We start from the raw sequence: 26,392 nt of genomic DNA, 5'->3' as shown, positions 1-26,392 counted from the left end.
AACGTCACGTGCCGGGTGAGCGAGCGGAACCTCAAGGGGCCCAGTCGACCATGGACGTCTTCGGTGTCCACCACGACCTCATCGCGCGGCTTCCGTCTGCGGACCGTGATGGGCGGAGTTGCGCACCCGAATGGGGGAGCCGGCCGACACACTGCTTCGCATCCGGACGGAGTCGGCGGCTCCGCCCCTGTGACTCCCGACGGATTCCCCGGTGTGCGCTCACTCCGACGAGGAATGTCAGTCTCTCCCGCCTGCCGCTAGGTTGAGGAAGCATGTCCAGCAAGCGCCATACCAGTGGCAAGAAGAGCAAGAGCAATAAGGCACGGGCGAGCGGGAGTGCACCTGCATTCCGCCCCGGCGCACCTCCGTTGTCGGCCGACCACGCCAAGGCGGCGCAGGAGTGCGAGAGGCTGGCGGAAGAGCATCCCGAGGACCGTGAAGAGCTCCTGCTGGAGGCCGCCGACGAGTGGAGCGACGTGGGCGAGTACGACCGCGCGCTCGCCCTCTACGACCGGCTGCTGAATTCGGAGGGCGGAGGCTGCGAGGAACCGGACCTGGTGGACGCCTTCCGTATCGACGTGCTGTGGGACGCCGGGCGGGAGGAGGAGGCCCGCGCAGCGGCCACCGCGTTCCGTAAGCGGCACCCCCGGCACGCGGGCGCCTGGAACTTCGTCGCGGAGGCGTTCGAGGCGCGGGAGGAGAGGGCCACGGCTTCCGAGTGCTTCACGGCCGGCGTCACACACGCGCTCGGTGCGGGTATGCCCGTGACGGTCGACACGGTGGAAGCGGACCCGTACCACTACGACATCGAGATGCTCGTCATCGGACGTCACCGCGTGCGGCGGCTGCTCGGTGAGCCGCACGACGACTGGGACGAGGTGGCCGATGCACTGCACGAGCGGCGCGCGGCCCCGTTCATCGGCCATGCGACGCCGCTCGACGAGATGCATGATCCGCTCCGGCTCATGCGATTGGCGGAGGGTGCTCCGGAGGCGCTGGAAAGTGAGATCAGGGCGCTGCCGGACAGGCTCCGGGGCGGGAACCTTCCCGCAGGTGCGGCGTTGAGGAGTACATGTGTCCTGTACTGGCCGCCGGAGGAGTTCACCGGGCTCCTGGAACGCTGGCCGAAGGCGGCGGATGCCTACGGCAGCGATCATGCCGGTCATCGGCGGCAGGTCGAACGCACGCTACGGGAGCTGTCCGAAGAGGGAGCCACGCACCTCGCCGTCGGCCATGCGACGGTGAGCGGCCTGGAGGCTCACGCAGAAGAAAGCGGCGGATCCCCCGATGCGCCGGACACCCGGTCCGCGTACGCCGCCGAACTCGCCCGCAGAAGGCAGGTGGCCGACTGGCCCCCGCCACGAAACGCCTCCTGCTGGTGCGGCTCGGAGCGCAAGTACAAGAAGTGCTGCGGGAGCCCGGCACTGGCGTGAGTGGGCCACGTGGCGATGAGGCCGTGGGTGTCTCGGCGCCCCAGCGGGGTGGCCGCCTCCGGGCAGCGGCCACCACATCCGATCTCGGCCATCTGCCGAGGTATGACATTCCCGTCGACGCTCCCGATCCTGTCGACCTGCTCCTGGCCGAAGTCGACCTGCTCCTGGCAGAACAGGAGGACGACGACCGTTGATCTGCTGACGCCTGTCCGGCACGAGGCCTGGCTCGGGCACGCGACTGTAGAAACCCGACAGTGAGTCCCCTACGCCACTGTCGGTGCCCGAATGCCCGCGCGGTGGAGCGGCCCGATAGGTTTTCGGGGAAGCCGCCTGTCAGCCACGTGTTTCGGACAGGTTGGAAGACCGCTATCGAAAGGGTGATCCGTTGAGCCGCTCGGTTCTCGTCACTGGTGGCAACCGGGGCATCGGCCTCGCCATCGCCCGCGCGTTCGCCGACGCCGGCGACAAGGTCGCCATCACGTACCGCTCGGGCGATCCCGAGGCCCTTCGGAAAGAAGGGTTCCTCGCCGTCAAGTGCGACATCACCGACACCGAGCAGGTGGAGCAGGCCTACAAGGAGATCGAGGCCGAGCACGGCCCGGTCGAGGTCCTCGTCGCCAACGCCGGGGTCACCAAGGACCAGCTTCTGATGCGTATGTCCGAGGAGGACTTCACGTCCGTCCTGGACACCAACCTCACGGGCACCTTCCGCGTCGTCAAGCGGGCCAACCGCGGGATGCTGCGGGCCAAGAAGGGCCGCGTCGTGCTGATTTCGTCGGTCGTGGGGCTGTACGGCTCCCCGGGGCAGGCGAACTACGCCGCCTCCAAGGCCGCCCTCGTCGGCTTCGCGCGCTCCCTCGCCCGGGAGCTCGGCTCGCGCAACATCACCTTCAACGTCGTCGCCCCCGGCTTCGTCGACACCGACATGACCAAGGTGCTCAGCGACGAGCAGCGCGAGGGCATCGTGCAGCAGGTGCCGCTCGGCCGGTACGCGCAGCCCGAGGAGATCGCCGCGACGGTGCGGTTCCTCGCCTCGGACGACGCTTCGTACATCACTGGAGCCGTCATCCCCGTTGACGGCGGACTGGGAATGGGTCACTGATCACCATGAGCGGAATCCTCGAGGGCAAGCGCGTCCTGATCACCGGTGTGCTGATGGAGTCCTCCATCGCCTTCCACACCGCCAAGCTGGCCCAGGAGCAGGGCGCCGAGATCATCCTCACCGCGTTCCCGCGGCCCACGCTGACCGAGCGCATCGCCAGGAAGCTTCCCAAGCCCACCAAGGTCGTCGAGCTCGACGTGACCAACGACGAGCACCTCGGGCGCCTTGCCGACATCGTCAGTGAGGAGCTCGGCGGTCTCGACGGTGTCGTGCACTCCATCGGCTTCGCCCCGCAGGACGCCCTCGGCGGCAACTTCCTCAACACGCCGTTCGAGTCCGTCGCCACCGCCATGCACGTCTCGGCGTACTCCCTGAAGTCGCTGACCATGGCCTGCCTGCCGCTGATGCAGAACGGCGGCTCGGTCGTCGGCCTCACCTTCGACGCGCAGTACGCCTGGCCGCAGTACGACTGGATGGGCCCGGCCAAGGCCGCCCTGGAGGCCACCAGCCGCTACATGGCGCGCGACCTGGGCAAGCAGAACATCCGCTGCAACCTCATCTCCGCCGGCCCCATCGGCTCCATGGCCGCCAAGTCCATCCCGGGCTTCGGCGAGCTGGCCTCCGTCTGGGACAGCCGCGCGCCCCTGGAGTGGGACCTCAAGGACCCCGAGCCGGCCGGCCGCGGTGTGGTCGCGCTGCTGAGCGACTGGTTCCCGAAGACCACCGGCGAGATCATCCACGTGGACGGCGGTCTGCACGCCATCGGCGCGTGATCGCTCCGCCGGAAGGGCCGTGCGGAGCCCGCGGCCCGTCCGTGGCCGGCCGCGCCCATGCGGCGCAGCCGCATGCCGACACCGCCCCGCGCCCCTGAGGGAACGCCGCGGCCGACGCCCCGTTTCCCGCCGCGCGCGGGGAGCGGGGCGTCACCCGTTCGGCGCACCCGGCGGGCGCGGGGGAGCGGCCACCGCGCAGGCTGGACGTGCACCGCCCCGCAGCCGTACGGCCGAGGAGGTCCCCTTGTGCGCCTGTCCCGCCGCAGCTTCGCCCCGGTGCTCGTCGCGGTCGCTCTTGTGATGTCCCTGCCGTACGAGGCGACGCCCCACGCGCGCGTGGCGGCCGACAAACCGGAGCCGTTCGGTGCGTCCTGCTGGACCACCGTCACCGGCTCCAACGTGATCGCGTACTGCCACAACCCCTACGTGGACCTGGACCACGTCCGGCTGCACATCGAGTGCGACCGTTGGTGGGACCTCGACAGCGACGGCGCCCCGGTGGAGACAGGGCCCGCGCAGACCGTACGGCTGACCGGTCGCTGCTGGAAGGAAGTCCGCTCGGCGTGGGTCAGCCACCAGAGGCAGGCCGCGTGAGCCGGCCGGGGCGGCACTGGAACGGATAGCCCGCGGCCTCCGCCGCGGCGGAGGCCGTGTCACCCGCGCGGACGGCGTCCACGAGCCGGGTGTGCTCCAGGAACCTCCCCGGCGTCAGCTCCCCGCCGACGTCCCAGCGGAGCCAGTCGCGCAGCACCTCGCCCAGGTCGGCGTACATCGCCGTCATGACGTCGTTGTGGGCGGCGGCCACCACCGCCATGTGGAAGGACGTGTCGGCGGTCACGAAGGCCTCCGTGTCGCCCGACTCCCAGGCCTCGGCACGCCGTACGAGGAGGGCGTCCAGCTGCTTGAGGTCCTGCTCGGTGCGTCGCTCGGCGGCCAGCTTCGCGGCGCTCGACTCCAGGGCGGCGCGCAGCTCGGCGATGTGCTCCGGGTCGGCGTCCGCGAAGCGGCGGTGCATCACGCCCGCGAGCTCGCTGGTCGCCACGACGTACGTGCCCGAACCCTGCCGGATGTCGAGCAGACCGTTGTGCGCGAGCGCGCGGACGGCCTCGCGGACCGTGTTGCGGGCGACACCCAGCTGCTCGACCAGCTCCGGCTCGGTGGGGATGCGGGAGCCGACCGGCCACTCGCCGGAGGTGATCTGGTTCCGCAGCGCGGCGATGACCTGCTCGGACAGCGCCGATCGGCGGGGATGGCTCAGCGGCATGGCGTTACCTTCGCACGTGATCCGCGGCGATGGCGCCGGGAGAGTGGACAACCAATCATCCCATGATTCTATGATGGGCGTCATGGCCAGCGAGGACACCCGGACGACACGGACGACGACGTCCCCACCCCTACGCCTCATGCGCGGCTCCGCGGGCACAGAGGACTCGGGCGAAACGCCCTCCACGCGCGCGTGGACGACGCGTCTGCTGGTCGTCGGCATCGTCCTCAGCGCCCTCAACCTCCGCCCCGCCATCACCGGCCTCGGCGCGCTCCTCGGCGATGTGCGCGACGGGCTGGGCATGAGCGGCAGCGTCGCCGGGCTGCTCACCTCCGTACCGGCGCTCTGCTTCGCCGTCTTCGGGGTGACCGCACCACGACTGGCCCGCCGCTTCGGCCCGGCCGCCGTGGTCTGCGCCGGCATGCTCGCCGTCGCCGTCGGCCTGGCCCTCCGGCCGTACGCCGGGAGCACGGCCGGCTTCCTGGCCGCCAGCGCGCTCGCCCTCATGGGCATCGCCGTCGGCAACGTCCTGATGCCGGTCATCGTCAAGCGCTGGTTCCCGGACCGGGTGGGCTCCATGACGGGCCTGTACTCCATGGCGCTCGCCCTCGGTGCCTCGGCCGCGGCGGCCGTCACCGTCCCCGTGACCGAGGTCCTGGGCGGGAGCTGGCAGGCAGGGCTCGCCGTGTGGGCGGGACTCGCGGCGGCGGCCGTGGTGCCCTGGCTTCCGTTCGTACGCGCGCGGGGTGCCGATTCCGGGAGCGGTGCCCCTGCGGAGCGGGCGGGTGCGCCCGTGCGCCGGGAACCCGACGGGCTGCGGATCACCCGGAGCCCCACCGCCTGGGCGCTCGCCGTCTTCTTCGGGCTCCAGGCCACCGCCGCGTACATCACGATGGGGTGGATGGCGCAGATCTTCCGTGACGCGGGTGTCCCGGCGGGCACGGCGGGGCTATTGATGGCGGTCACCATGTCCTTGGGGGCGCCGCTGGCCCTCGTGATCCCACGCCTCGCCACCCGCCTGCCCCGTCAGGGCCCGATCGTGGTCGTGCTCGGCGTCTGCGGGCTCCTCGGGTACGCGGGCCTGTACGTGGCCCCCGCGGGCGGCGCCTGGGCGTGGGCGCTGCTGCTCGGAGTCGCCAACTGTGCCTTCCCGCTGGCCCTGACGCTGGTCGGCATGCGGGCACGGAGCGGCGCGGGCGTGGCCAAGCTGTCCGCCTTCGCGCAGAGCACCGGCTACCTGATCTCGATCCCCGGCCCGCTCCTGGTCGGCGTCCTCTACCAGCACAGCGGCGGCTGGGGCCTGCCGATCGCGCTGATGGCGGCCCTGATGGTCCCCCAGACCGTGGCCGGTGTCCTCGCGGGCCGCGACCGGACCGTGGAGGACGAGGCGGCCGCGCGCTGACCCACCGAGGCCGGGCCAACCCCAGCGGGGGCCCGGTGGACGAAGGGTGCGAGACTGAGTGTCATGCCCGTGCTCGACCCGAACCCCCAGAACGGCCAGAAGAAGATGCTGCTCATCTTCGGCGCGTTCCTCGCCATCTTCGTCGTCATCGCCGTGATCGCGACGATCGCTTCGCCTTGATCGCTTAGCCCTGATCGCGGATCGCGATGCCGCGATAACGCGACCATGTCCCGGGTGGGCCCGGCCAGGCCCCGGTAGGCCCGGGAAGCGTGTCCCGGAGTGCCCATGGTGGTGCTAGCCCCACCATCCCCTAGGGGGTGAGGGTCAGGGTCAAGTGGGTGGATCACCGGATGGGTTGAGGGCTTGCGATTCCGTAGGTTCATGGTGTGGCCGCGAGGACGCGGCCCACGGACCACTCGGAACCCCCGGAGGCGGCATGTCGGCCCGTACGCACACCCGGCCCCACCCGGCGACCACGGGTGGCGTCGACCGGCGACTGCCCTGGTGGGCGCTCGTCCTGCCCACGGTCGCCTTCGGCACCCTTCTGCTGCTGATACTCAACCCGGCGGACGCACAGGCGGCGAGCGGCAACCCTGCCATCAGGCACCTGTTCGAGGGCGTCCGGCAGGCACTGCTGTACTGGGTGCTGTGACGACGGATGACGATACGGGCGACGACGAGCGACGACGGGGCACGCACTTTCGGAACACCGGCGGAGCCGGCCGTCAACTCCCTGCGACTCGTGGCGTGTTTCATGCGAAGCTGGGACGCATGAGCGTCGCAGAACCCCGCAGGATTGTCCTCTTCCGGCATGCGAAGGCCGACTGGCCACAGGTGTCCGACCACGAGCGTCCGCTCGCCGACCGGGGCCGTATGGACGCCGCCGTCACCGGACGCAAGCTGGCGGACTCCGGCATCCCCTTCGACCTTGCCCTCTGCTCCACCGCGACCCGGACCCGCGAAACCTGGAAGCTCGCCGTCCAGGAGCTGCCGCAGCGGCCGAAAACCGTCTACGAGGAGCGGCTCTACGAGGCCTCGCCCGGTGAGCTGATCGCCGTGCTCAACGAGACCCCCGACGACGCGCAGAACGTCCTCCTGATCGGCCACAATCCCGGCGTACAGGGCCTCGCCGACATCCTGGCCGGCCGCGGCGAGGGCGACGCCCGCGAGCGGATGGGCCGCCGCGGCTTCCCCGCCGCCGCCTTCGCCGTGCTCTCCTTCCACGGCTCCTGGAAGAGCCTGGAGCCGGGCGTGGGCACGCTGCTCGACTACTGGGCGCCGACGGAGTAGGCCCGCCCGAGCCTCACCGGCACATCGAGCCTCACCGGCACACCGAGGGCCCGGCACCGCAGCGGCGCCGGGCCCTCACCTACGTACGAAACCTTCAAGACCTCGAAGGCCTCCCAGACCTCCAAGCAGAGACCCCGCACAGCCCCGCCGAGCCGCGGCTCACTGGTCCACGTGCATGTCCGCCGCCTCGACCTCTTCCCGAGTGACGCCCAGCAGATACAGGACCGTGTCCAGGAAGGGGAAGTTCACCGCGGTGTGCGCGGCCTCGCGGACCACCGGCTTGGCGTTGAAGGCCACGCCCAGACCGGCCGCGTTGAGCATGTCCAGGTCGTTCGCGCCGTCGCCGATCGCCACGGTCTGCGCCAGCGGGACGCCCGCCTCGGCGGCGAACCGGCGCAGCAGCCGCGCCTTGCCCGCCCGGTCCACGATCTCGCCGACGACCTTGCCCGTGAGCTTCCCGTCGACGATCTCCAGGGTGTTGGCCTGCGCGAAGTCCAGCCCCAGCCGCTCCTTCAGGTCGTCCGTGACCTGCGTGAACCCGCCCGAGACGACCCCGACTTGGAAGCCGAGCCGCTTCAGCGTACGGATCAGGGTGCGCGCCCCCGGCGTGAGCCGCACCTCGCTGCGCACCTTGTCCACCACCGAGGCGTCCAGGCCCTTCAGCAGCGCCACGCGCGCGTGCAGCGACTGCTCGAAGTCCAGCTCCCCGCGCATCGCCGCCGCCGTCACCTCGGCGACCTCCTTCTCACACCCGGCGTGCGCGGCGAAGAGCTCGATCACCTCGTCCTGGATGAGCGTCGAGTCCACGTCCATCACGACCAGCCGCTGGGCCCGCCGGTGCAGCCCGGCCGCGACGACCGCCACATCGACGCCCAGCGCCACGGACTCGGTCACCAGCGCGGTCCGCAGCGTCTCCGGTTCCGTACCCGACACGGCGAACTCCACCGCCGTCACCGGGTACTTGGCGAGCCGGAAGATACGGTCGATGTTGCCGCCGGTGGCCGTGATCCGCCCGGCGATACGGGCTGTGGCCTCCGCGGTCAGCGGGTGGCCGAGCACGGTGACGAGGGAACGCCCGAGACCTCGCGGCCGGTTGTCACCGGTGCCGGAGATGATCTCCGCCTGCATCTTCATCGACTCCGCCCAGTTGTGGACGGTGACCCGCAGACCGCCCTCCAGCCCGGCGGGCGGCTCGGTCACGAGCGCGCACAGCACGATACGGCCACGGGTGACGACCTGCTCGATGTCGACCACGTCGACGGAGTAGGCGGCGAGGGTGTCGAAGAGCCCGGCCGTGATGCCCGGCCGGTCCTTGCCGAAGATCTTGACGAGGAGAGTGGGGACGTCAGAGGAGGTCTGCGAAGCGCTCATGGTGTGTCCACCGTATCGGGCACGCAGTGCCTTTTGCCCCTGAGGTCCGTCCAGCGGACGGCGAACACTGGGTTGCCTTCAGACGACGTACACCTTGAGTACCGACGTCACTCCGGAGCGTGCCTCAGCGACCCCTGAACCCCGGCGGAGGCGGTGGCGGCGGTCCTTCGTCCGGCGGAGGCGGCGGCCACCGCCGGTTCCGCGCCCCCGGCCCGGGCCGCTTGCGCGGACTCCGGGGCGGCGGGGTGATCGGCCCGGCCACGGTGGGAGCGCCGTACACATCGGGCCCCTGGCCCGGCCCCCGCCCACCGGCACCGGGCGGCCGAGGACCGCCACCGGGAGGTTCGGTCCCGCGCCCGTCGTCCCGCGGCTCCCGCGGCTCCCGCGTCTCGTCCGGCAGCCGCAGATAGGGATTGGTGTCCGGATTCGGCGGCCGGTACGGAGAGGCCGGCGTGTACGGCCCCGACGGCGCCCCCCGTACATCCTGAGCCCCGCCCCCCACCGGCGCACCGGTCTCCGGCGCCGCCCCCACGTCACCCCGTGCCCACGGCGAGGCGTGCCGCCCCGCCGCCCCGCAGACGTACGCGAGCAAGGCCCCGGCGGCACCCGCGCCCGCACCCCACAGCGCACCCAGCAACAACGCCGTCCCCAGCTGCCCGCGCAGCTCGACGGACGCTCCGAACGCGTCGAAGCCGAGCACGGACAGCGAGGCGTCCACCGACACTTCCGTCAGCCAGGCCAGCAGCGGCAGTGCCAGGGCGGTCGCGATCCCGAGCCGAAGTGCGCAGCGCCCCGCGAACCCGAGGGCACCCGGGCCTCGTACAACCGCACCGCCCGGACCCCCGGCAACGGCGGCAGACGAATCCCGTACAAATGGCGTACGTACGGCCGCCAGTACGCCCGCGAAAAGCATCATGAGCGCGGCCGCGAAGCCCAACAGCCAGACCCTGCCGTCCAGTTCGGCGAGACGGCCGAGCGTGACGGACCGGCCGGAGTCGGCGCGCAGGAACTCGTCGAGCGGGTCGGGCAGGAAGTTGGCCAGCGGTCCGGTGGCCCTGCCGTCCCAGGGGACGAACAGGCCGATCGGGATGCCCAGCCAGACGCCGTTGGGCGCGCCGAGCAGAGCCGCGCCCGCGATCCGCTTGGGATGGTCGTCACTGATCGCCGCGTACGCCGCCGCCGCGAGCCCGGCCGCGACCGCCACCAGCAACACGCCGACCAGCGCGGACACGGCAGGCCGCACCACCCGGTGCACCACGTCGAAGCCGCGCGGCAGGGGAGTGCGGCGCGAGGCCAGCAGGGCGACCACCAGCACGCCGACACACCAGACCAGGCCGCCGAACAGGGTGGCCACGGTCTCGACGGTGAAGCCCACCTTGGCGTTCGCGTCGACGAGGTCCCCGAGCCGGTCGGGCAGCAGACCGCCGATGTCCCCGACGTCGCCGATCCCGGGGATCTCCACATTGCCGAGCCCGCCGCCCTCCGGGACGCTGTCGAGCCCCGGATTGCCGCCGTCGATGGTGATGACGCTGTGCCCGGCCCAGGCGAGCCCGCCCATCATCGCCACGAACAGCGCGACCACCGCGCCCGCGCGCACGAGGAGTTCGGCCGACGCGATCACAACTCCCGCCCCGCGCAAGGAACGCAGGAAGACCCAGGAGAGCAGCAGCGCCCCGACCAGACCCACACCGAGTGGCGTGATCTGTATGGCGGTCGTCGCCTGAGCACCTTCCAGGCCGAAGGCGGAGACATCACCGGACGGAGTGACCGTCCCACCCGCACCGAGCGCCACAACAGCCGCCGTCATCGGCCCGAGCGAGCCCGCCGAGTCCGCTTCCAGCAGGTGCAGTCCGAGCGCGGCCGTACCCGTCATGCCGATCAAGGCCCAGCTCACGGCGGCGACCGCGGAGAGCAGGGCGTCCCCCCACGGCAGGCTCCCGCGCCGGCCGGCGGTGTCGATGCTCATCGTCAGATCCCCCGATCCGCGGCGCGGCTTCCACCACGATGTCCCTCTCGCGTGGGATTACCACTCTCCGGGCCGGTTTCAACCCCGTCAACGGAACCTGTGGATGCGTGTGGATGCAGTCTTCACAAGGCCCGACTTTCGGTCAGAGGGCCGAGCCTGAAATAGTTCCCGACGATGTTCGACATCCCTAGACTCCCTGTGTTGGGGGTAACTCGGGGGACTACTCAGTGGGGCATGGAGTGCCGGAACTCGTACTGGAATTGAACGGACAAACCTGGACGCTCGATCCGTCCAGGGCATACACCCTCGGACGTGATCCGCAGGGAGACATCGTGCTGGACGACGCCAGGGTGTCCTGGCGTCACGCCACGGTCAGCTGGGGCGGGCGCAGTTGGGTCATCGAGGACCACGGCAGCACCAACGGCACGTTCGTGCACGGGCAGCGGATCCATCAGATGGAGATCGGCCCCGGCTCGGCCGTGCACCTCGGCAACGCGACCGACGGCCCGCGCCTGAATCTCGCCGGTGCCGCCGCATCCGTCGCCTCGCCGCAGGCACAGCCGCAGCAACAGCCGTACGCCGCCCAGGGCGCGAACCCGGGGTGGGCCGCCCAGCAGGCGCCGCAGCAGCAGGCCCCGCAGGCCGGCTGGCAGCAGCCACAGGCACATCAGTCGCCGATCCCGCAGCAGCAGGGGCCCGGTGGTGGCGCGGGGGCGCCGCCGGTCTACGGCGACCGCAGCCCGACCACGTTCCACCAGCTGGCCCTCGGCCGTGTCATGCGCATCGGTCGTGCGCTGGAGAACGAGCTGGTCGTCTCCGACCTCCAGGTCTCGCGCCACCACGCCGAGTTCCACGCGACCCCCGACGGCCGCTTCGAGATCCGCGACCTCGGCTCGCACAACGGCACGTACGTCAACGGCCAGCCGATCGCCAAGGGCGGCACGGCGCTCCTCGGCCCGAACGACATCGTCGGCGTCGGCCACTCCGCGTTCCGCATCGTCGGCGACCGGCTCGAGGAGTTCGTCGACACCGGTGAGGTCTCCTTCTCCGCACGGCACCTGACGGTCACCGTCGACGGCGGCAAGCAGATCCTCAAGGACGTCTCCTTCGGCGTACCCGAGAAGTCGCTCGTCGCGGTCATCGGCCCGTCCGGCTCCGGCAAGTCGACCCTGCTGAAGGCCCTCACGGGCTACCGGCCGGCCAACGAGGGCGACGTCCTCTACGACAACCGGAACCTGTACAAGCAGTTCGCCGAGCTGCGGCAGCGCATCGGTCTGGTCCCGCAGGACGACATCCTGCACAAGGAGCTGACCGTCAAAAAGGCCCTCAAGTACGCGGCCAAGCTGCGCTTCCCGGCCGACACCACGGCCGCCGAGCGCGAGGCCCGCATCGACGAGGTGCTGCGCGAACTCAAGCTGGACATCCACAAGGACAAGAAGGTCACGTCCCTGTCCGGCGGCCAGCGCAAGCGCGTGTCCGTGGCCCTGGAACTGCTCACCAAGCCCTCGCTGATCTTCCTGGACGAGCCGACCTCCGGCCTCGACCCGGGCATGGACCGCGACGTCATGCAGCTGCTGCGCGGCCTCGCCGACGACGGCCGTACAGTCCTGGTGGTCACCCACTCCGTCGCCGAACTCGCCATCTGCGACAAGCTGCTGGTCATGGCGCCGGGCGGCGCGGTCGCGTACTTCGGCCCGCCCGAGGAGGCCCTGAACTTCTTCGGCTACGAAACCTGGGCCGACGTCTTCTCCGCCTTCGAGAACTACCGCGACTACGACTGGGCGGGCCGCTGGAAGGGCTCGCAGCACTACCAGATGTACGCCGCGGACATCGACGCCGTCGCCGCGCAGTCGGTGCACATGCCGCCGCCGCAGGCCATGCGCCCGCCCAAGCCGCAGGGGTGGATGTCGCAGCTCGGCACGCTGGTCCGGCGCTATGTGTCGGTGATCGCGTCCGACAAGGGCTTCGTCGGGCTGATGCTGGTCCTTCCGGCTGTGCTCGGCACGGTGAGCCTGATCATCGACTTCGGCGACGACCTGTTGCCCAGCGGCAGAACCGGAGCCAATGCCACCGCCCAGACAGTCCTGCTGATCATCGCGGTCGGCGCCTGTTTCGCCGGCGCCGCCAACTCCGTACGCGAGCTGATCAAGGAGCGGGTGATCTACGAGCGGGAACGCGCGACGGGCCTCTCCCGCTCGGCGTACCTGATGTCCAAGGTGATCGTCCTCGGCGCGATCACCATGCTGCAGGGCGCGCTGATCGGCGCGATCGGCTTCAGCACGCGCGAGGTCCCCGCCGAGGGCCTGATCCTCGGGGCGTACACGAGGATCGAACTCACCCTGCCCGTCATGGCACTGGGCTTCACCTCGATGATGTTCGGCCTGGTCATCTCCGCCCTGGTCAAGACGGCCGAGAAGACCATGCCGCTGCTGGTCATGTTCGCGATCATCCAGGTGGTCTTCACCGGCTGTCTGGTCACCCTGCACGGCGTCCCCGGCGTCAACGAGTTCTCGTACCTGATGCCGTCGCGCTGGGCGGTCGCCGCCGCGGGCACCACCCTGGACTTCAACGTGCTCAGGCCGAACCCGGACTCGCCGGGCGACACCGACCCGCTGTGGGAGCACACGATCGGCGCCTGGGGCCTGGACATGGCCGCCCTGATCGCGATCGGCGTGATCTGCGGCATCCTCGTGGCCCGCTTCCTGCGCCGCCACGAGCCCGAGGTCATGCGCAAGTAACCCCTCCCGGACGCGAGAAGGGCGGCATCCCCGAGTGGGGTGCCGCCCTCCGGCGTACGCGTCAGGCGTCCGTGTCAGACGTCTGTGCGTCTGTGTCCGGCGTACGCGTCAAAGGTCCGCGCGAGCCTCAGTACGGGCCGTTGACGTTGTCGATCGACCCGTACCGGTCGGCCGCGTAGTTGGCGGCGGCCGTGATGTTGGCGACCGGGTCGTACTGGCTCCAGGCCGTGCCCGGGACGTGGTAAGCGTCGAAGGTGGGCTTGATGACCTGCAGCAGACCGATCGACGGGACGCCGTTCTGGGCGTTGATGTCCCAGTTGTTGATGGCGTTCGGGTTGCCCGAGGACTCCCGGATGATGTTGCGGTACAGGCCGTCGTAGGTGCCCGGGATCTTGTGCTTCGCCATGATGTCCAGCGACTCGCGGATCCAGCCGTCGAGGTTGTTCGGGTAGGTCTTGGCGACGGCCTTGGCCTCGGCGCGTGCGGCGGACCGGCTCGCGGCCTCCTTCTTCGCGCGCTCCTGCTCGGCCTTCTTCTTCGCCGCTGCCTCGGCCTTCTTCTTGGCTTCGGCGGCTTCGGCCTTCTTCTTGGCCTCGGCGGCGGCCTTGGCCTTCGCGGTCGCGTCGGCCACCTGCTCGGCGACGCCGGCCTGGACGGTCTTGGTGTGGTCCTGGCTGAACGCCACCGCGGAGGCGGGCACGGTGGCCGGCTCGGCCGTGGCCTGCCCGTTGCCCGGCACCAGCGAGAGCGCGAGTACGGCGGCACCGAGGCCGGCCACACCGACGAGCGGCAGCCTGTGGGTCTTGCTCAGCGCACGAATATGACCGGTGGCGAAGGTGAACTTGGGCATGACTGATGGACCTCTTCGAATAGCGCGGAGGTCGCTCATGGGCCGGTGGGGGGACACTGCGTTCTCCAGCACAAACGCCGCGGTGGAAGACCGCGGCGCCGAGCGACGGCTGCCATTCTTAGCGGCCGCAAAATCCAGAGGCAAAGATGTGACGTACGATCCTCGATAGTGGAGCCGGGAAGGGCAAAACGGGACAGACTGGAGCGTCTGTCCCGCTCACCCGAACCTTATGTATCTCCTAGGGAACTTCGTACGTGATGTGTGTCCTATGTGCGGGCTCACATCGGCCGCGCTCCAGTCTCACCAGCAGTTGCTGACGCAATGCTCTGTGTGAGGCTTCTCGTCCGGCAGGATGAGATGCACGTCCCCGAACTCGTGCCACAGGTAGCGCCCGCGCAGCGCCTCCTCGTACGAGAGGCCGATCGCCGCCGGCCCCGCGATCGCCTCCAGCATCAGCAGATGCGAGGCCTCGGGCTCGTGCAGCCCGGTCAGCAGCCCGTCGACCACCCGCACCCCGCGCTCCGGGGTGACCACCAGCCCTGTCCAGCCGTCCTCGGCCCGCACCACCCCGTCGGAGCCGGTCGCCGACTCCACGGCCCGCACCGCCGTCGTACCGACCGCGATGACCCGCCCGCCCTCCCGTCTCCCACCACCCTTCCAAGGAAGCGCTTCGCGCCTTTCCTGTCTGGCCTTGGCCGCGTTGATCAGCCGCGCCGAAGCCTCCGGCACCGCGAACCGCTCCGGATACGGCGGCTCGTGCGCCTCCGCCGAGGCCACCCCGGTGTGCAGGGTGACCGGCGCGAACTGCACACCCCGGCTCACCAGCTCCGCCACCAGCCGCGAGGTGAAGGGCCGCGCCGCACTCGGCATCTCCGCACTGCCCGCTCCGTCGCCCGACGGCAGCGCGAACACCGTCTGGTACACGGACAGCGGCTGGTCCCGCTCCGTATAGGAGTAACGGATGGGCCGCCCGTGCTCCCGCAGCAGCCCGAGCACGTCCGGAGCCGACACCCGCCCCCACCACAGACGCGGGCTGTGCGCCGCCAGCGGCTCCTCCAGTACGAGCCGTACGCCCCCGGGCAGCCGCACCTCCGTTCCAGCGGGCCCTCCCGCACGCGCGCGCGTGGTGCCCGTTCCGTCGGGGTCGCGCAGCTCCACGGCCCACCGACCGTCGTCAGCCCGCGTGGAGAAATGCACCACCACGCGCGCGTGCCCGATCCGCCCGTCCACCGCGGCCGCCAGCGTCGGGGAGGTGTTGACGATGAGGAGATCACCGGGCTTCAGCAGCCGGGGCAGCTCCACGAACGCGTGGTGCGACACCTCCGTGCCCCGCGAGACCAGCAGCCTCACCGCGTCCCGGTCCAGGCCCGGCCCACGCTGCTCGGCCGGCACGCGGGCCGACAGGTCCTCCGGCACCTCCACTGCCGCCGAAGGGGCGCGCCCGTGTCGAGAGGCCGAACGCGCGGAGGCCCGAAGGGCTGAGCCCGATCGGCCACTCGACACAGGCTGTGGCGCCCCGGAGGCGGACAAATGCAACGTCATCGCCCCTCCGCCAGGGACGGCGCGCTGTAGCGGCCACTGGCCGGGCGTTCGTCGATCAGCCGCAGGAAGGCCGGAACGACGCTCTCCGGCGCGGGCCGCGGATCGTCGTCGTCCGGTACGGCCGCCGCGTACAGGTCCGTGCCCATGTCCCCGGGGTCCACCGCCCAGACCCGCAGCCCGGGCTCCTCCTCGGCGAGCACCGCCGACAGATGGTCCAGCGCCGCCTTCGACGCCCCGTACCCGCCCCACGTCTCGTACGCCTCGGCCGCCGCGTCCGAGCTGATGCCGATCACCGAGCCCGCCGACGAGACCCGCAGCAGCGGCAGCGCCTCCTGGACCAGGCCCAGCGCCGCGACCACGTTCACCTCAAGGGCCCGCCGCAGCCCGTCCAGCGTCAGGTCCGCCAGCCGTACGAGCGGTTCGGCGCCCAGCGCGCTGGCGTTGTTCACCAGCAGATCGACCCCGCCCAGCTTGCGCGCGACGGCCACCAGCCCGGCCCGGTGCCCGGCGTCCGTGACATCCCCCGGCAGGGCCTCGACCCGGGTCCCGTACGCGGACAGCGCCACTGCCGTCTCCTGGAGGACCTCCGCGGTTCTGGCGTCCAGCACCAGATCCCAGCCGCGTTCCGCCAGGGCCGCGCCGAGCGCCCTCCCGAGCCCCTTCGAAGCCCCCGTGATGATCGCTACCGGCATGACATCCGTCCCCTCGTCCCATGACCGCCGCTCCTGGCGGGCGCCCGCGCCGCTCTCGGCGGGGCGTCTTCGACCGCTCTCGGCGGGTGACTTCACGGTAGGAACGGGGCCGCCCCCGGCGCCTCGTGCGCGGGCCGCAGACCGCCAGGGCCCTTCGGCCTAGGACCGGCGGCCCAGGCGAGGGCCGCCACAGGTCCGATCCGCGGTGTCACACCCCGCCGGTACCGTGAGGACATGAGTCAAGGACCCCGGTCCGGCCTCGCCGCGGTGAGTTCCGCGCTGCTGGCCATGAGCAGGCACCTGGAGGTGCGCGACGTCCTCAAGACGATCGTCGCCTCCGCGCGCGAACTGCTCGACGCGCAGTACGCTGCCCTCGGTGTGCCCGACGACCACGGCGGCTTCGCCCAGTTCGTGGTCGACGGCGTCAGCGACGAGCAGTGGAAGGCCATCGGCCCGCTTCCGCGCCAGCACGGCATCCTCGCCGCGATGCTGCGCGAGGCGCAGCCCGAGCGCCTCGCCGACGTCCGCAAGGACCCCCGCTTCGAGGGCTGGCCGAGCGCCCACCCCGACATGTCCGATTTCCTGGGCCTGCCGATCCGCGACGGCGACGAGGTCATAGGGGCGCTGTTCCTGGCCAACAAGCTGCGTCCTGTGGGGGGACACCCCCCACACCCCCCGTGTCCCGAACCGGACGGCAGCTGCGGTTTCACCGCGGAGGACGAGGAACTCCTCTCGATCCTCGCCCAGCACGCCGCGATCGCCCTGACGAACGCGAGGCTCTACGAGCGCAGCCGCGAGCTCACCATCGCCGAGGAGCGCTCCCGGCTCGCGCACGAACTCCACGACGCCGTCAGCCAGAAACTGTTCTCCCTGCGCCTGACCGCCCAGGCCGCGGCCACCCTGGTCGACCGCGACCCGTCGCGTGCCAAGGGCGAGTTGCAGCAGGTGGCCGCCCTCGCCGCCGAGGCCGCGGACGAACTGCGCGCCGCCGTCGTCGAGCTGCGCCCCGCGGCCCTCGACGAGGACGGTCTGATCGCCACCCTGCGCACTCAGATCCAGGTCCTCGACCGCGCCCACACCGCGCGCGTGACCTTCGCCGGCCGGGGCGTCCGCGCGCTGCCCGCCGCCCAGGAGGAGGCCATGCTCCGCGTCGCCCAGGAGGCCCTGCACAACGCGCTGCGGCACTCCGGAGCGGAGCGGGTCGACGTGACCCTGGAGCGCCGCGACCGCGATGTGGTCCTGCGCGTCATCGACGACGGCAGCGGCTTCGACCCCAAGACGGTACGCCGCGCGGGACGCCACCTGGGCCTGGTGTCCATGCGCGACCGCGCGAGCGGCGTGGGCGGCCTGCTGACCGTGGAATCGGCGCCCGGCAAGGGCACCACGATCGAGATGGAGGTCCCCGGTGGCTGACACAATCAAGGTGCTCCTCGTCGACGACCACCAGGTGGTCCGCCGTGGCCTGCGCACCTTCCTGGAGGTACAGGACGACATCGAGGTCGTGGGCGAGGCCTCCGACGGTGCCGAAGGGGTCGCCCGCGCCCAGGAGTTGAAGCCCGACATCGTCCTCATGGACGTCAAGATGCCGGGCATGGACGGTATCGAGGCGCTGCGCAAGCTCCGCGAACTCGACAACCCCGCGCGCGTGTTGGTCGTCACCAGCTTCACCGAACAGCGCACGGTGGTCCCGGCCCTGCGCGCGGGCGCCGCCGGGTACGTCTACAAGGACGTGGACCCCGACGCGCTCGCCGGTGCCATCCGCTCCGTGCACGCCGGGCACATCCTGCTCCAGCCGGAGGTCGCCGGCGCGCTCCTCTCCCAGGAGGAGACCAACTCCGGCCAGGGCAGGGGCGGCTCACTCACCGAACGGGAGCGCGAGGTGCTCGGCCTCATCGCGGACGGCCGCTCCAACCGCGAGATCGCCCGCGCGCTGGTCCTCTCCGAGAAGACCGTCAAGACACATGTCTCCAACATCCTGATGAAGCTCGACCTCGCGGACCGGACGCAGGCGGCGCTGTGGGCGGTACGGCATGGGGTGACAGGATGAACGACTGTATGACCGGCAATTCGGAAGGTTACGCTCCGGGCTGAGATTCATACCGTCGGGTGTATGTCCCCCGGATGGCGCAACCTCCATGGAGTCCGGCCGTTCTTCAGTGCGTGCTGCGGCGATGTGCCGCAGTGATCGCCAAGGAAGGGCTCAGAAGTGAAGAACCTGAAGAAGGCCGCCGCTGTCACGATGGTGGCCGGTGGCCTGGTTGCCGCCGGTGCCGGTTTCGCGTCCGCCACCGACGGTGGGGCGCACGCGGGCGGCAAGGCCGTGGGCTCGCCGGGTGTCGTCTCGGGCAACCTCGTCCAGGTCCCGGTCGACGTCCCCGTGAACGTGGTCGGCAACAGCGTGAACGTCGTCGGCATCCTCAACCCGGCCTTCGGCAACCTCGGCGTCAACCACTGAGGTCCGCCAGGGATCACCAGTGACCACCGGCCTCCTGGGTCTCCGCCCTGGGGGCCGGTCAGGCGTGTCGCCGATCATCCCATGATCAGCGGACTGGCCCGAACGGGCACTCCGGGGCCGCCTTCCCGTGCCGTTCGGGTCCTCCGGGCGTTGCTCAGCGTGCGACCCGCGGCAGGGTCGGACACGGACACACGCAGGAGGAACGCTTCCCATGAACATCGCCATGAAGACCGCCTTGGCCGTTACCGCCGCCGGTCTCGCCGCGGGCGCGTCCGCCGGTGCCGCGGTCGCCGACTCGAGGGCCGAGGCCGCCGCCGTGAAGTCCCCCGGCGTGGGCTCCGGCAACATCGGCTCCGTCCCGGTCCACGTCCCCGTCAACGTCGTCGGCATCACCGGCAACCTCATCGGCGCCCTGAACCCCGCCTTCGGCAACGTCGGCGTGAACGACTGACGCCAGCTCCACACTCCAGGGCCCCGCGAGCGAAGGCTTCGCGGGGCCCTGGAGTGTCCGCCGACACCAGTACCTCAATCAGCCCCTCCGGCGTTTGAGGAGCGGGGGTCCGGGCCGGCCCCCGAAACGGGGTCCGGGGCAGAGCCCCCTTGGTGGCGTTGAAGGGGCGGAACCCCTGGAGGATGGGACGGGTAGGGGCGGCGGGGGCGAGAACAAACCCACCCCACCCCCTCCCACTCAGCGCACCCCCCGCTCCCGCTCCTCCACCACCGCGTTGTACGCCGCCACCAGCGCCCGCCGAGCCGTCCGCTCCACCGGCCGCAGCGCGAGCGCCCGCGCGGACATCTCGGAGGCGCTCACCGCACCACCGTGCCCGTTCTCGTACGCCACGGAGACCAGCAACCCCACCCGCTGGGCAAGCTCCAACACCCGCACCGCTCGCGGCGGATACCCGGGAGCCAAGACCTCCCGCCCCCGCTCGACCCGAGCCCGATACGCGTCGACCGCGGCCTCCGCCACCGGCCCGGAGGCAGCCACGTCCAACCGCGACAACACCTCCGTCGCCTCCCGCAACGCCTCCGCCAACTCCCGCTCGGCCTCACCGAGCGACGGCACATCGGCCGGCGGAGCCTCCCGCACGGGCAGCGCGCTCCAGACGACCTCGACATGTACATCACCCTCGGGCCCGGCCTCGTACACCGCCGGCACCAGCCCCAGCGCGGCACCGTGGCAGATCACCGCCTCCTCGGCCTCCAACGCCCGCTTGTTGAACTCCGGCGGCCCACTGAGCCCCAGCAGATGCCCCGGCGCGGGCAGCGCCACCCGCAGCCCGGTCACCCCGAGCGCGCGCAACCGCCCCAGCGCGAGCGTGAGACCGACGGACCCGTCCTCCCCGGGCAATCCCTCGACCCGGTGCACCGCGTCCTCGCCGACGATCGCGAGTGCCGCGTCATCCGGCGAGACAAATCCAGCCAAAAGCGCATTTCCCCATGCGGCGAGGCGTCCTGAGCGTGGTTCCGAGAGCATGCCTCCACCCTAAGGACCGGCCGATGGGATCGACCGCCCGGCCGGTGGCGTAGATTTCGTTGGGGGGCCGCGCCCACAGGCGAGGGCGGCGCCCACAGGCGTACGCGACAGCCGAGACAAGGCCCGACAGCCGACACAGGCCGACATGCAAGGGGAGACAGCGCGCTCATGAGCGATGTTCTGGAGCTGGAGGACGTATCCGTGGTCCGCGAGGGCCGGGCTCTGGTGGACCAGGTCTCCTGGTCGGTCAAGGAGGGCGAACGCTGGGTCATCCTCGGCCCGAACGGCGCCGGAAAAACGACCCTCCTGAACGTCGCGTCCAGCTACCTGTTCCCCAGCACCGGCACCGCCACCATCCTCGGCGACACCCTCGGCAAGGTCGACGTCTTCGAACTGCGCCCGCGCATCGGCATGGCCGGCATCGCCATGTCCGAGAAGCTCCCCAAGCGCCAGACCGTCCTGCAGACCGTGCTGACCGCCGCGTACGGCATGACGGCCACCTGGAACGAGGACTACGAGGAGGTCGACGAACAGCGCGCCCGCGCCTTCCTCGACCGCCTCGGCATGAGCGACTACCTGGACCGCAAGTTCGGCACCCTCTCCGAGGGCGAGCGCAAGCGCACCCTCATCGCCCGCGCCCTGATGGCCGACCCCGAGCTCCTCCTCCTCGACGAGCCCGCCGCCGGCCTCGACCTCGGCGGCCGCGAGGACCTCGTACGCCGCCTCGGCCGCCTCGCCCGCGATCCCGTCGCCCCCTCCATGATCATGGTCACGCACCACGTCGAGGAGATCCCCCCGGGCTTCACCCACGTCCTCATGATCCGCCAGGGCAAGGTGCTCGCCGCAGGCCCGCTGGAGCTGGAGCTCACCTCGCGCAACCTCTCCCACTGCTTCGGCCTCCCGCTCGTCGTCGAACAGGCCGGCGAACGCTGGATCGCTCAGGGCCTGCCGCTGTCCTGAGAGCCGGAGAGCCAGGAGTAGTCACTTACTCCGGGAATCGACTGGAGCCGCCTGGAACGGACTGGAACCAGCTCGAATCAACCGAAAACAACTAGCCCCAAGAGGCCCCCCGGTCCCTGTAGTTGGGCTGCCCGGCTCCCCAATCCGGGCCGGGTGTACTCGACTTGATCGCGCGCTCTGTCCGCCGGGCGATCGCGGTCCTACCATTGACCACGTGGATGACATCGACGCATGGGTGTGGTGGCTGGTCGCCGCCGTCGGGCTCGGTATCCCGCTTGTCGTGACCGCGATGCCGGAACTCGGCATGCTCGCCGTGGGAGCCGTCGCGGGCGCCATTACCGCGGCACTGGGCGGCGGCCTGGTAGCCCAAGTCGTGGTTTTCACCATCGTCTCGGTCGCGCTCATCGCCGTCGTACGCCCCATCGCGGCCCGGCAGCGCGCCGAACGGCCCGAACACGCCACCGGAGTGGACGCCTTGAAGGGCAAACAGGCCGTCGTGCTGGAGAGGGTCGACGGCATGGGAGGCCGGATCAAGCTCGCCGGAGAAGTCTGGTCGGCACGCGCCCTCGACACCGGACAGGCCTACGAGGTGGGCCAGGAAGTGGACGTCGTGGAGATCGAGGGGGCCACGGCGATCGTCATGTGACCGTCGCGTGACCTCGCATGACGCAAGTCGGCCGAACGCCCCACCTGGCAGGCGGTGTTCTGCCAGACTCGACCAGCAAGATCTTCAACAAGCATAAGATCGCTCCGGAAGCGGAAGAGATCCTCCGAACGCACCAAGGCGGAGAAGGGTACGGGGAGCCACGATGGGACCGGTCGTCATCGTCCTGATCATTCTGGTGGTGTTGGTCTTCATCGCCCTGATCAAGACCATCCAGGTGATCCCACAGGCCAGCGCCGCCATTGTCGAGCGCTTCGGCCGCTACACACGGACACTCAACGCGGGCCTCAATATCGTCGTCCCGTTCATCGACTCGATCCGCAACCGCATCGACCTGCGTGAACAGGTCGTGCCGTTCCCACCGCAGCCGGTGATCACCCAGGACAACCTGGTCGTCAACATCGACACGGTCATCTACTACCAGGTGACCGACGCGCGGGCCGCCACGTACGAAGTCGCCAGCTACATCCAGGCGATCGAGCAGCTCACCGTCACCACGCTCCGCAACATCATCGGCGGCATGGACCTGGAGCGGACCCTGACCTCCCGCGAGGAGATCAACGCGGCCCTGCGCGGCGTCCTCGACGAGGCCACTGGCAAGTGGGGCATCCGCGTCAACCGCGTCGAGCTCAAGGCCATCGAGCCGCCCACCTCCATCCAGGACTCGATGGAGAAGCAGATGCGCGCCGACCGTGACAAGCGCGCCGCGATCCTCACCGCCGAAGGTATCCGCCAGTCGCAGATCCTCACGGCCGAGGGTGAGAAGCAGTCCGCGATCCTCAAGGCGGAAGGCGAGGCCAAGGCCGCCGCCCTGCGCGCCGAGGGCGAGGCCCAGGCCGTGCGTACGGTCTTCGAGGCCATCCACGCCGGAGACCCCGACCAGAAGCTGCTCTCCTACCAGTACCTCCAGATGCTCCCGAAGATCGCCGAGGGCGACGCCAACAAGCTCTGGATCGTCCCCAGCGAGATCGGCGACGCCCTCAAAGGCCTGTCCGGCGCCATGGGCAACTTCGGTGGCATGGGCGGCGGTCCGGGCGGCGGAACACCCTCCGGCGGCTCGGGCAGCGGCACGGAGCGCCGCGAGAAGCCGTCCATCACCGACTGACACACGCATCGAGTACGACGATGGGGCCACCTCCTCCACGGAGGCGGCCCCATCGTCGTACTCTCCCCGCGGGGCCTAAGCAGCCGACTGCGCCAGCCAGCCCGGCAGCAAGTCGAAGTCGTCCTGGCCGAGCGCCAGCAGCATCGCGTCCGCGGGCGTCGGCTCGAAAGGCTGCCGCAGCAGCGGCATGCCCGCCTGCTCCGGAGTCCGGTCCGCCTTGCGGTGGTTGTCCTCCGCACACGAGGCCACCGTGTTCAGCCAGGTGTCCTGCCCACCCCGCGACCGCGGCACCACATGGTCCACGGTCGTCGCCCGCCTGCCGCAGTACGCGCACCTGTGCCGGTCCCGTACCAGCACACCCCGACGCGACCACGGAGCTCGTCTTCGGAAAGGCACCCGTACATACCTGCAGAGTCTGATCACCCGGGGCGCCGGTATGTCGACCGCGGCTCCGCGCATGCGCAGTTCGGGGTGGGCCTGCTCCACGACGGCCTTGTCCTGCAGCACCAGCACGACGGCGCGGTTCAGCGTGACCGTCGACAGCGGCTCGAAGCTCGCGTTCAGTACCAGCGTGTCCCGCATCGCAGCCCACCTCCTGTGTGCACCGGCCCACCCCGTGGCGGGCTTGGATCAACTCTGGCCGGGCACGCCGAGATGGACAACGCAATAAAAAATGCCCGCCTCTGATCAATTCCAAGACCAGAGGCGGGCAAACGCTCAATGAACGTCAGCCTTCGTGGATCTTCTCGTCAGCCCTCGGCGACCGCCGCGTACTCACCGATGAGCTGGGCGCGCGCCAGCGTGTGGAAACGCAGGTTGAAGCCCACCACGGCCGGCGAGGCATCCGAGTCCGGACCCAGCTTCTCCTGGTCCACGGCATACACCGTGAACACATAACGGTGGGCAGGGTCCCCCGGAGGCGGCGCGGCACCGCCGAAGTCCTTCGTCCCGTAGTCGTTGCGCGCCTGGACAGCACCCTCGGGCAGCCCTTCGAACTTCCCCGTGCCCGCACCCGCCGGCAACTCCGTCACCGAGACCGGGATGTCGAACACGACCCAGTGCCAGAAGCCACTGCCCGTCGGGGCGTCCGGGTCGTAGCACGTCACGGCGAAACTCTTGGTCTCCGGAGGAAAACCCTCCCAGCGCAACTGCGGCGAGGTGTTCCCCGCCGCGTGGACCTGAGCGTCCTTGAGCGTCGCACCCGGCTCGACGTCCTCGCTCGTGACCGTGAACGACGGCACGACCGGATGGAAATCATGCGGAAGCGGCGGCCTCTTGACCTCGGTCACCTCGGTACCTCCTGGTCGGTTCCTGAACGTGTGGAATCCTGCGTTCCCGAGCCTAGAACCAGTTGCGCTTGCTGCCGACCTCCGACAGCCACTGGTTGAGGTACGCCGCCCAGTCCGTGCCCTGGTAGTCGTTCAGCCCCACCTTGAAGGAACGGAACGTGTCGCTGCCCTCGCTGAACAGACCCGGCTTCTTGTCCATCTCCAGCACGACGTCCATCTCGTGCTCGTCCGCGACGAAGCTCAACTCGACCTGGTTCAGCCCGCGGTACTGCTGCGGCGGGAAGAACTCGATCTCCTGGTAGAACGGCAGCTTCTGCCGCGTCCCCCGGATCTGACCGCGCTCCAGGTCCGCGTTCTTGAAGCGGAAGCCCAGCTGGATGAAGGCGTCCAGGATCGCCTGCTGCGCCGGCAGCGGGTGCACATTGACCGGGTCCAGGTCACCGGAGTCCACGGCACGCGCGATCGCCAGCTCGGTCGTCACACCGACGTTCATCCCGCGCAGGGCCTGACCGTCGATCATCGTGACCGGCGTCTCCCACGGGATCTCCAGACCGAACGGCACCGCGTGGACCGCCTCGGCCTGCAGTTCGAAGGCGCCGCCGAGCTGCACCTTCGTGAACTCGATGTTCTGCTTGTACTCCTGGTCGTCGTGTCCCTCGACCTCGACCTTGGCCTGCAGCCCGACCGACAGCCCCTCGATCTGCTGGTTCACGGAACCGCCCTGGATCCGTACCTCCCCCTGCACGACGCCGCCCGGAACGACGTTGACCTCGGTCAGCACCGTCTCGACGGAAGCACCGCCGGCCCCCAGGCTCGCGAGCAGCCGCTTGAACCCCATGTGTCTTCCTCCTCAGGCAAGGCCTGTCTTCTGTCCGGCCGTAGTTCTGCCGGTGTTCTGCCGTGTGGATCCTTGATCCTTAGAAACGCGATTCAACCGCGACCGGTTCCGCGCCCTCACCCTTCCAAGCAGGACGTCACCTGACCACCCATCGGCACACACCCGTCTGGACTACGCTCGGACGCCATGATCGCGAGCCCCGACCGTACGCCCCTCGCCCGGGAGTTCTTCGACCGCCCCGTACTGGACGTCGCACCGGACCTCTTGGGCCGCATCCTCGTGCACACCACCGAGGACGGTCCGATCGCACTCCGCCTGACAGAGGTCGAGGCCTACGACGGCCCGAACGACCCCGGCTCGCACGCCTATCGCGGCCGCACCACCCGCAATGACGTGATGTTCGGTCCGCCCGGCCATGTGTACGTCTACTTCACCTACGGCATGTGGCACTGCATGAACCTGGTGTGCGGTCCGGAGGGCCGGGCGAGCGCGGTCCTGCTGCGCGCCGGCGAGGTGGTCGAGGGCGCCGAGCTCGCCCGTAAACGTCGAATCTCGGCCCGAAACGACAAGGAACTGGCCAAAGGCCCTGCCCGCCTGGCCACCGCCCTCGGCGTGGACCGCTCCCTGGACGGGGCCGACGCGTGCGCCGGCCCGGAGAGCCCCTTCGCCCTCCTCACAGGTACGCCGGTCGCCCCGGACCAGGTACGCAACGGACCCCGCACCGGCGTCGCCGGTGACGGAGGCGTCCACCCCTGGCGCTTCTGGATCGCCAACGACCCGACGGTGAGCCCCTATCGGGCCCACGTCCCCCGCCGTCGCCGAACTTGACTCGCCCCTGGTGGATCCGTAACGTAGCCCGAGCCGCTTGAACCGGGTACGGCGATCAGCCAGCAGCCGGAAGCGGCCAACCCACTACCTACGACATCCCCTCAGCGGGGGCGAATTCGGCATGCCGTAATTCAATCTCGCGAGACTCGATTATGAGTTGCCGAGGGAATCGGCTAACGTAGTGAATGTCGAGAGGCCGCGAGGCCAAAAGACAGCCGAAAGGCAAATCCCGTCGACAGGGAATCGGATCGGAAAGCGGATCTGATAGAGTCGGAAACGCAAGACCGGAGGGAAGCGCCCGGAGGAAAGCCGCGAGAGTGAGTCTCTCGGGTGAGTACGAAGGAAGCGTTCGT

General features: G+C 70.2%; 27 protein-coding genes and 1 pseudogene. 18 read left to right on the top strand and 10 right to left on the bottom strand.

From position 1 onward, the window contains the following. The first annotated feature begins 272 nt into the window (after positions 1–272). The 5 genes from ACWD3C_RS40355 to ACWD3C_RS40335 all read left to right on the top strand — a co-directional run bounded on the left by ACWD3C_RS40355 (position 273) and on the right by ACWD3C_RS40335 (position 3,902). Positions 273–1,433 carry an SEC-C domain-containing protein gene (locus ACWD3C_RS40355; protein WP_451152306.1) on the top strand — a complete coding sequence of 387 codons (1,161 nt, stop codon included), beginning with the start codon at positions 273–275 and terminating at the stop codon, positions 1,431–1,433. Then, positions 1,430–1,627 carry a hypothetical protein gene (locus tag ACWD3C_RS40350; RefSeq protein ID WP_451152304.1) on the top strand — a complete coding sequence of 66 codons (198 nt, stop codon included), beginning with the start codon at positions 1,430–1,432 and terminating at the stop codon, positions 1,625–1,627. The genes ACWD3C_RS40355 and ACWD3C_RS40350 overlap by 4 nt, the downstream gene beginning before the upstream one ends. A gap of 191 nt (positions 1,628–1,818) precedes the next feature. Beyond that, entirely contained in the window at positions 1,819–2,535 is a 717-nt protein-coding gene (gene fabG / locus ACWD3C_RS40345; RefSeq protein WP_451152302.1) for a 3-oxoacyl-[acyl-carrier-protein] reductase, read from the top strand. A gap of 5 nt (positions 2,536–2,540) precedes the next feature. Continuing rightward, positions 2,541–3,308, top strand: coding sequence for an enoyl-ACP reductase FabI (fabI, locus tag ACWD3C_RS40340; RefSeq protein WP_451152300.1), 768 nt, complete (start codon positions 2,541–2,543; stop codon positions 3,306–3,308). 246 nt (positions 3,309–3,554) lie between these two features. Beyond that, positions 3,555–3,902: a hypothetical protein gene (locus tag ACWD3C_RS40335; RefSeq protein WP_451152298.1), complete on the top strand. Its 348-nt coding sequence runs from the start codon at positions 3,555–3,557 to the stop codon at positions 3,900–3,902. Here the strand turns inward: ACWD3C_RS40335 and ACWD3C_RS40330 are convergent. Next, positions 3,877–4,572: a FadR/GntR family transcriptional regulator gene (locus ACWD3C_RS40330; protein WP_451152296.1), complete on the bottom strand. Its 696-nt coding sequence runs from the start codon at positions 4,570–4,572 to the stop codon at positions 3,877–3,879. The genes ACWD3C_RS40335 and ACWD3C_RS40330 overlap by 26 nt on opposite strands. A gap of 82 nt (positions 4,573–4,654) precedes the next feature. On the opposite strand from ACWD3C_RS40330, the gene ACWD3C_RS40325 reads away from it, so the two are divergent. From ACWD3C_RS40325 to ACWD3C_RS40310, 4 genes are all read left to right on the top strand, one after another. Continuing rightward, entirely contained in the window at positions 4,655–5,974 is a 1,320-nt protein-coding gene (locus tag ACWD3C_RS40325) for a CynX/NimT family MFS transporter (RefSeq protein ID WP_451152294.1), read from the top strand. A 63-nt stretch (positions 5,975–6,037) separates the two neighbouring features. Beyond that, positions 6,038–6,154: an SGM_5486 family transporter-associated protein gene (locus ACWD3C_RS40320; RefSeq protein WP_451152292.1), complete on the top strand. Its 117-nt coding sequence runs from the start codon at positions 6,038–6,040 to the stop codon at positions 6,152–6,154. Between the two features lie 256 nt (positions 6,155–6,410). Continuing rightward, positions 6,411–6,626, top strand: coding sequence for a hypothetical protein (locus tag ACWD3C_RS40315; RefSeq protein ID WP_451152290.1), 216 nt, complete (start codon positions 6,411–6,413; stop codon positions 6,624–6,626). A gap of 119 nt (positions 6,627–6,745) precedes the next feature. After that, positions 6,746–7,264: a SixA phosphatase family protein gene (locus tag ACWD3C_RS40310; RefSeq protein ID WP_451152288.1), complete on the top strand. Its 519-nt coding sequence runs from the start codon at positions 6,746–6,748 to the stop codon at positions 7,262–7,264. A gap of 159 nt (positions 7,265–7,423) precedes the next feature. On the opposite strand, the gene serB is transcribed toward ACWD3C_RS40310, so the two are convergent. Then, positions 7,424–8,635 carry a phosphoserine phosphatase SerB gene (gene serB, locus ACWD3C_RS40305; protein ID WP_451152286.1) on the bottom strand — a complete coding sequence of 404 codons (1,212 nt, stop codon included), beginning with the start codon at positions 8,633–8,635 and terminating at the stop codon, positions 7,424–7,426. A gap of 124 nt (positions 8,636–8,759) precedes the next feature. Further along, a complete protein-coding gene (locus tag ACWD3C_RS40300) occupies positions 8,760–10,601 on the bottom strand; it encodes a streptophobe family protein (protein ID WP_451152284.1) in 1,842 nt (613 codons plus the stop codon). Between the two features lie 239 nt (positions 10,602–10,840). Between ACWD3C_RS40300 and ACWD3C_RS40295 the strand changes: the two genes are divergently transcribed. Continuing rightward, positions 10,841–13,339 (top strand): FHA domain-containing protein, encoded by a 2,499-nt coding sequence (locus ACWD3C_RS40295; RefSeq protein WP_451152282.1) that lies wholly within the window; start codon positions 10,841–10,843, stop codon positions 13,337–13,339. Between the two features lie 127 nt (positions 13,340–13,466). On the opposite strand, the gene ACWD3C_RS40290 is transcribed toward ACWD3C_RS40295, so the two are convergent. The 3 genes from ACWD3C_RS40290 to ACWD3C_RS40280 all read right to left on the bottom strand — a co-directional run bounded on the left by ACWD3C_RS40290 (position 13,467) and on the right by ACWD3C_RS40280 (position 16,423). Next, complete coding sequence (locus ACWD3C_RS40290; RefSeq protein WP_451152280.1) at positions 13,467–14,189, bottom strand: transglycosylase SLT domain-containing protein; 723 nt, start codon at positions 14,187–14,189, stop codon at positions 13,467–13,469. Positions 14,190–14,489: 300 nt separating this feature from the next. Next, entirely contained in the window at positions 14,490–15,605 is a 1,116-nt protein-coding gene (locus tag ACWD3C_RS40285) for an S-adenosylmethionine:tRNA ribosyltransferase-isomerase (RefSeq protein ID WP_451152278.1), read from the bottom strand. A 122-nt stretch (positions 15,606–15,727) separates the two neighbouring features. After that, a complete protein-coding gene (locus tag ACWD3C_RS40280; RefSeq protein WP_451152276.1) occupies positions 15,728–16,423 on the bottom strand; it encodes an SDR family NAD(P)-dependent oxidoreductase in 696 nt (231 codons plus the stop codon). Positions 16,424–16,657: 234 nt separating this feature from the next. On the opposite strand from ACWD3C_RS40280, the gene ACWD3C_RS40275 reads away from it, so the two are divergent. From ACWD3C_RS40275 to ACWD3C_RS40260, 4 genes are all read left to right on the top strand, one after another. Continuing rightward, entirely contained in the window at positions 16,658–17,836 is a 1,179-nt protein-coding gene (locus ACWD3C_RS40275; RefSeq protein WP_451152274.1) for a GAF domain-containing sensor histidine kinase, read from the top strand. Next, positions 17,829–18,470, top strand: coding sequence for a response regulator (locus tag ACWD3C_RS40270; protein WP_451152272.1), 642 nt, complete (start codon positions 17,829–17,831; stop codon positions 18,468–18,470). Before ACWD3C_RS40275 ends, ACWD3C_RS40270 begins: the two co-directional genes overlap by 8 nt. A 159-nt stretch (positions 18,471–18,629) precedes the next feature. Next, on the top strand, positions 18,630–18,878 hold the full coding sequence (gene chpE, locus ACWD3C_RS40265) for a chaplin ChpE (RefSeq protein WP_451152270.1): 249 nt from the start codon (positions 18,630–18,632) through the stop codon (positions 18,876–18,878). Between the two features lie 211 nt (positions 18,879–19,089). Beyond that, on the top strand, positions 19,090–19,329 hold the full coding sequence (locus tag ACWD3C_RS40260; RefSeq protein WP_451152268.1) for a chaplin family protein: 240 nt from the start codon (positions 19,090–19,092) through the stop codon (positions 19,327–19,329). 237 nt (positions 19,330–19,566) lie between these two features. Here the strand turns inward: ACWD3C_RS40260 and ACWD3C_RS40255 are convergent, their stop codons facing one another. After that, a complete protein-coding gene (locus ACWD3C_RS40255) occupies positions 19,567–20,355 on the bottom strand; it encodes a hypothetical protein (RefSeq protein ID WP_451152266.1) in 789 nt (262 codons plus the stop codon). 168 nt (positions 20,356–20,523) lie between these two features. Between ACWD3C_RS40255 and ACWD3C_RS40250 the strand changes: the two are divergent. The 3 genes and pseudogenes from ACWD3C_RS40250 to ACWD3C_RS40240 form a co-directional block, all read left to right on the top strand. Further along, positions 20,524–21,048, top strand: a pseudogene (locus tag ACWD3C_RS40250) (ABC transporter ATP-binding protein); the annotation flags it as partial. A gap of 481 nt (positions 21,049–21,529) precedes the next feature. Next, positions 21,530–21,961 carry an NfeD family protein gene (locus tag ACWD3C_RS40245; protein WP_451152264.1) on the top strand — a complete coding sequence of 144 codons (432 nt, stop codon included), beginning with the start codon at positions 21,530–21,532 and terminating at the stop codon, positions 21,959–21,961. Between the two features lie 163 nt (positions 21,962–22,124). Next, a complete protein-coding gene (locus ACWD3C_RS40240) occupies positions 22,125–23,084 on the top strand; it encodes an SPFH domain-containing protein (RefSeq protein ID WP_451152262.1) in 960 nt (319 codons plus the stop codon). A 75-nt stretch (positions 23,085–23,159) separates the two neighbouring features. Here ACWD3C_RS40240 and ACWD3C_RS40235 read toward each other — a convergent pair whose 3' ends face one another. The 3 genes from ACWD3C_RS40235 to ACWD3C_RS40225 form a co-directional block, all read right to left on the bottom strand. Then, the gene (locus tag ACWD3C_RS40235; RefSeq protein ID WP_451152260.1) at positions 23,160–23,666 is read right to left on the bottom strand and encodes an HNH endonuclease; all 507 of its coding nucleotides are present in this window, start codon (positions 23,664–23,666) and stop codon (positions 23,160–23,162) included. Between the two features lie 167 nt (positions 23,667–23,833). Beyond that, positions 23,834–24,373, bottom strand: a complete 540-nt coding sequence (locus tag ACWD3C_RS40230) for a YbhB/YbcL family Raf kinase inhibitor-like protein (RefSeq protein ID WP_451152258.1) — start codon at positions 24,371–24,373, stop codon at positions 23,834–23,836. 52 nt (positions 24,374–24,425) lie between these two features. Continuing rightward, positions 24,426–25,211, bottom strand: coding sequence for a sporulation protein (locus tag ACWD3C_RS40225; protein ID WP_451152256.1), 786 nt, complete (start codon positions 25,209–25,211; stop codon positions 24,426–24,428). Between the two features lie 186 nt (positions 25,212–25,397). Here ACWD3C_RS40225 and ACWD3C_RS40220 point away from each other — a divergent pair, with 186 nt between their 5' ends. Then, entirely contained in the window at positions 25,398–26,039 is a 642-nt protein-coding gene (locus ACWD3C_RS40220; RefSeq protein WP_451152254.1) for a DNA-3-methyladenine glycosylase, read from the top strand. Positions 26,040–26,392 lie beyond the last annotated feature (353 nt).

Source organism: Streptomyces sp. NPDC002845 (assembly GCF_053591955.1).
This window is presented reverse-complemented; position numbering and strand designations above follow the sequence as displayed.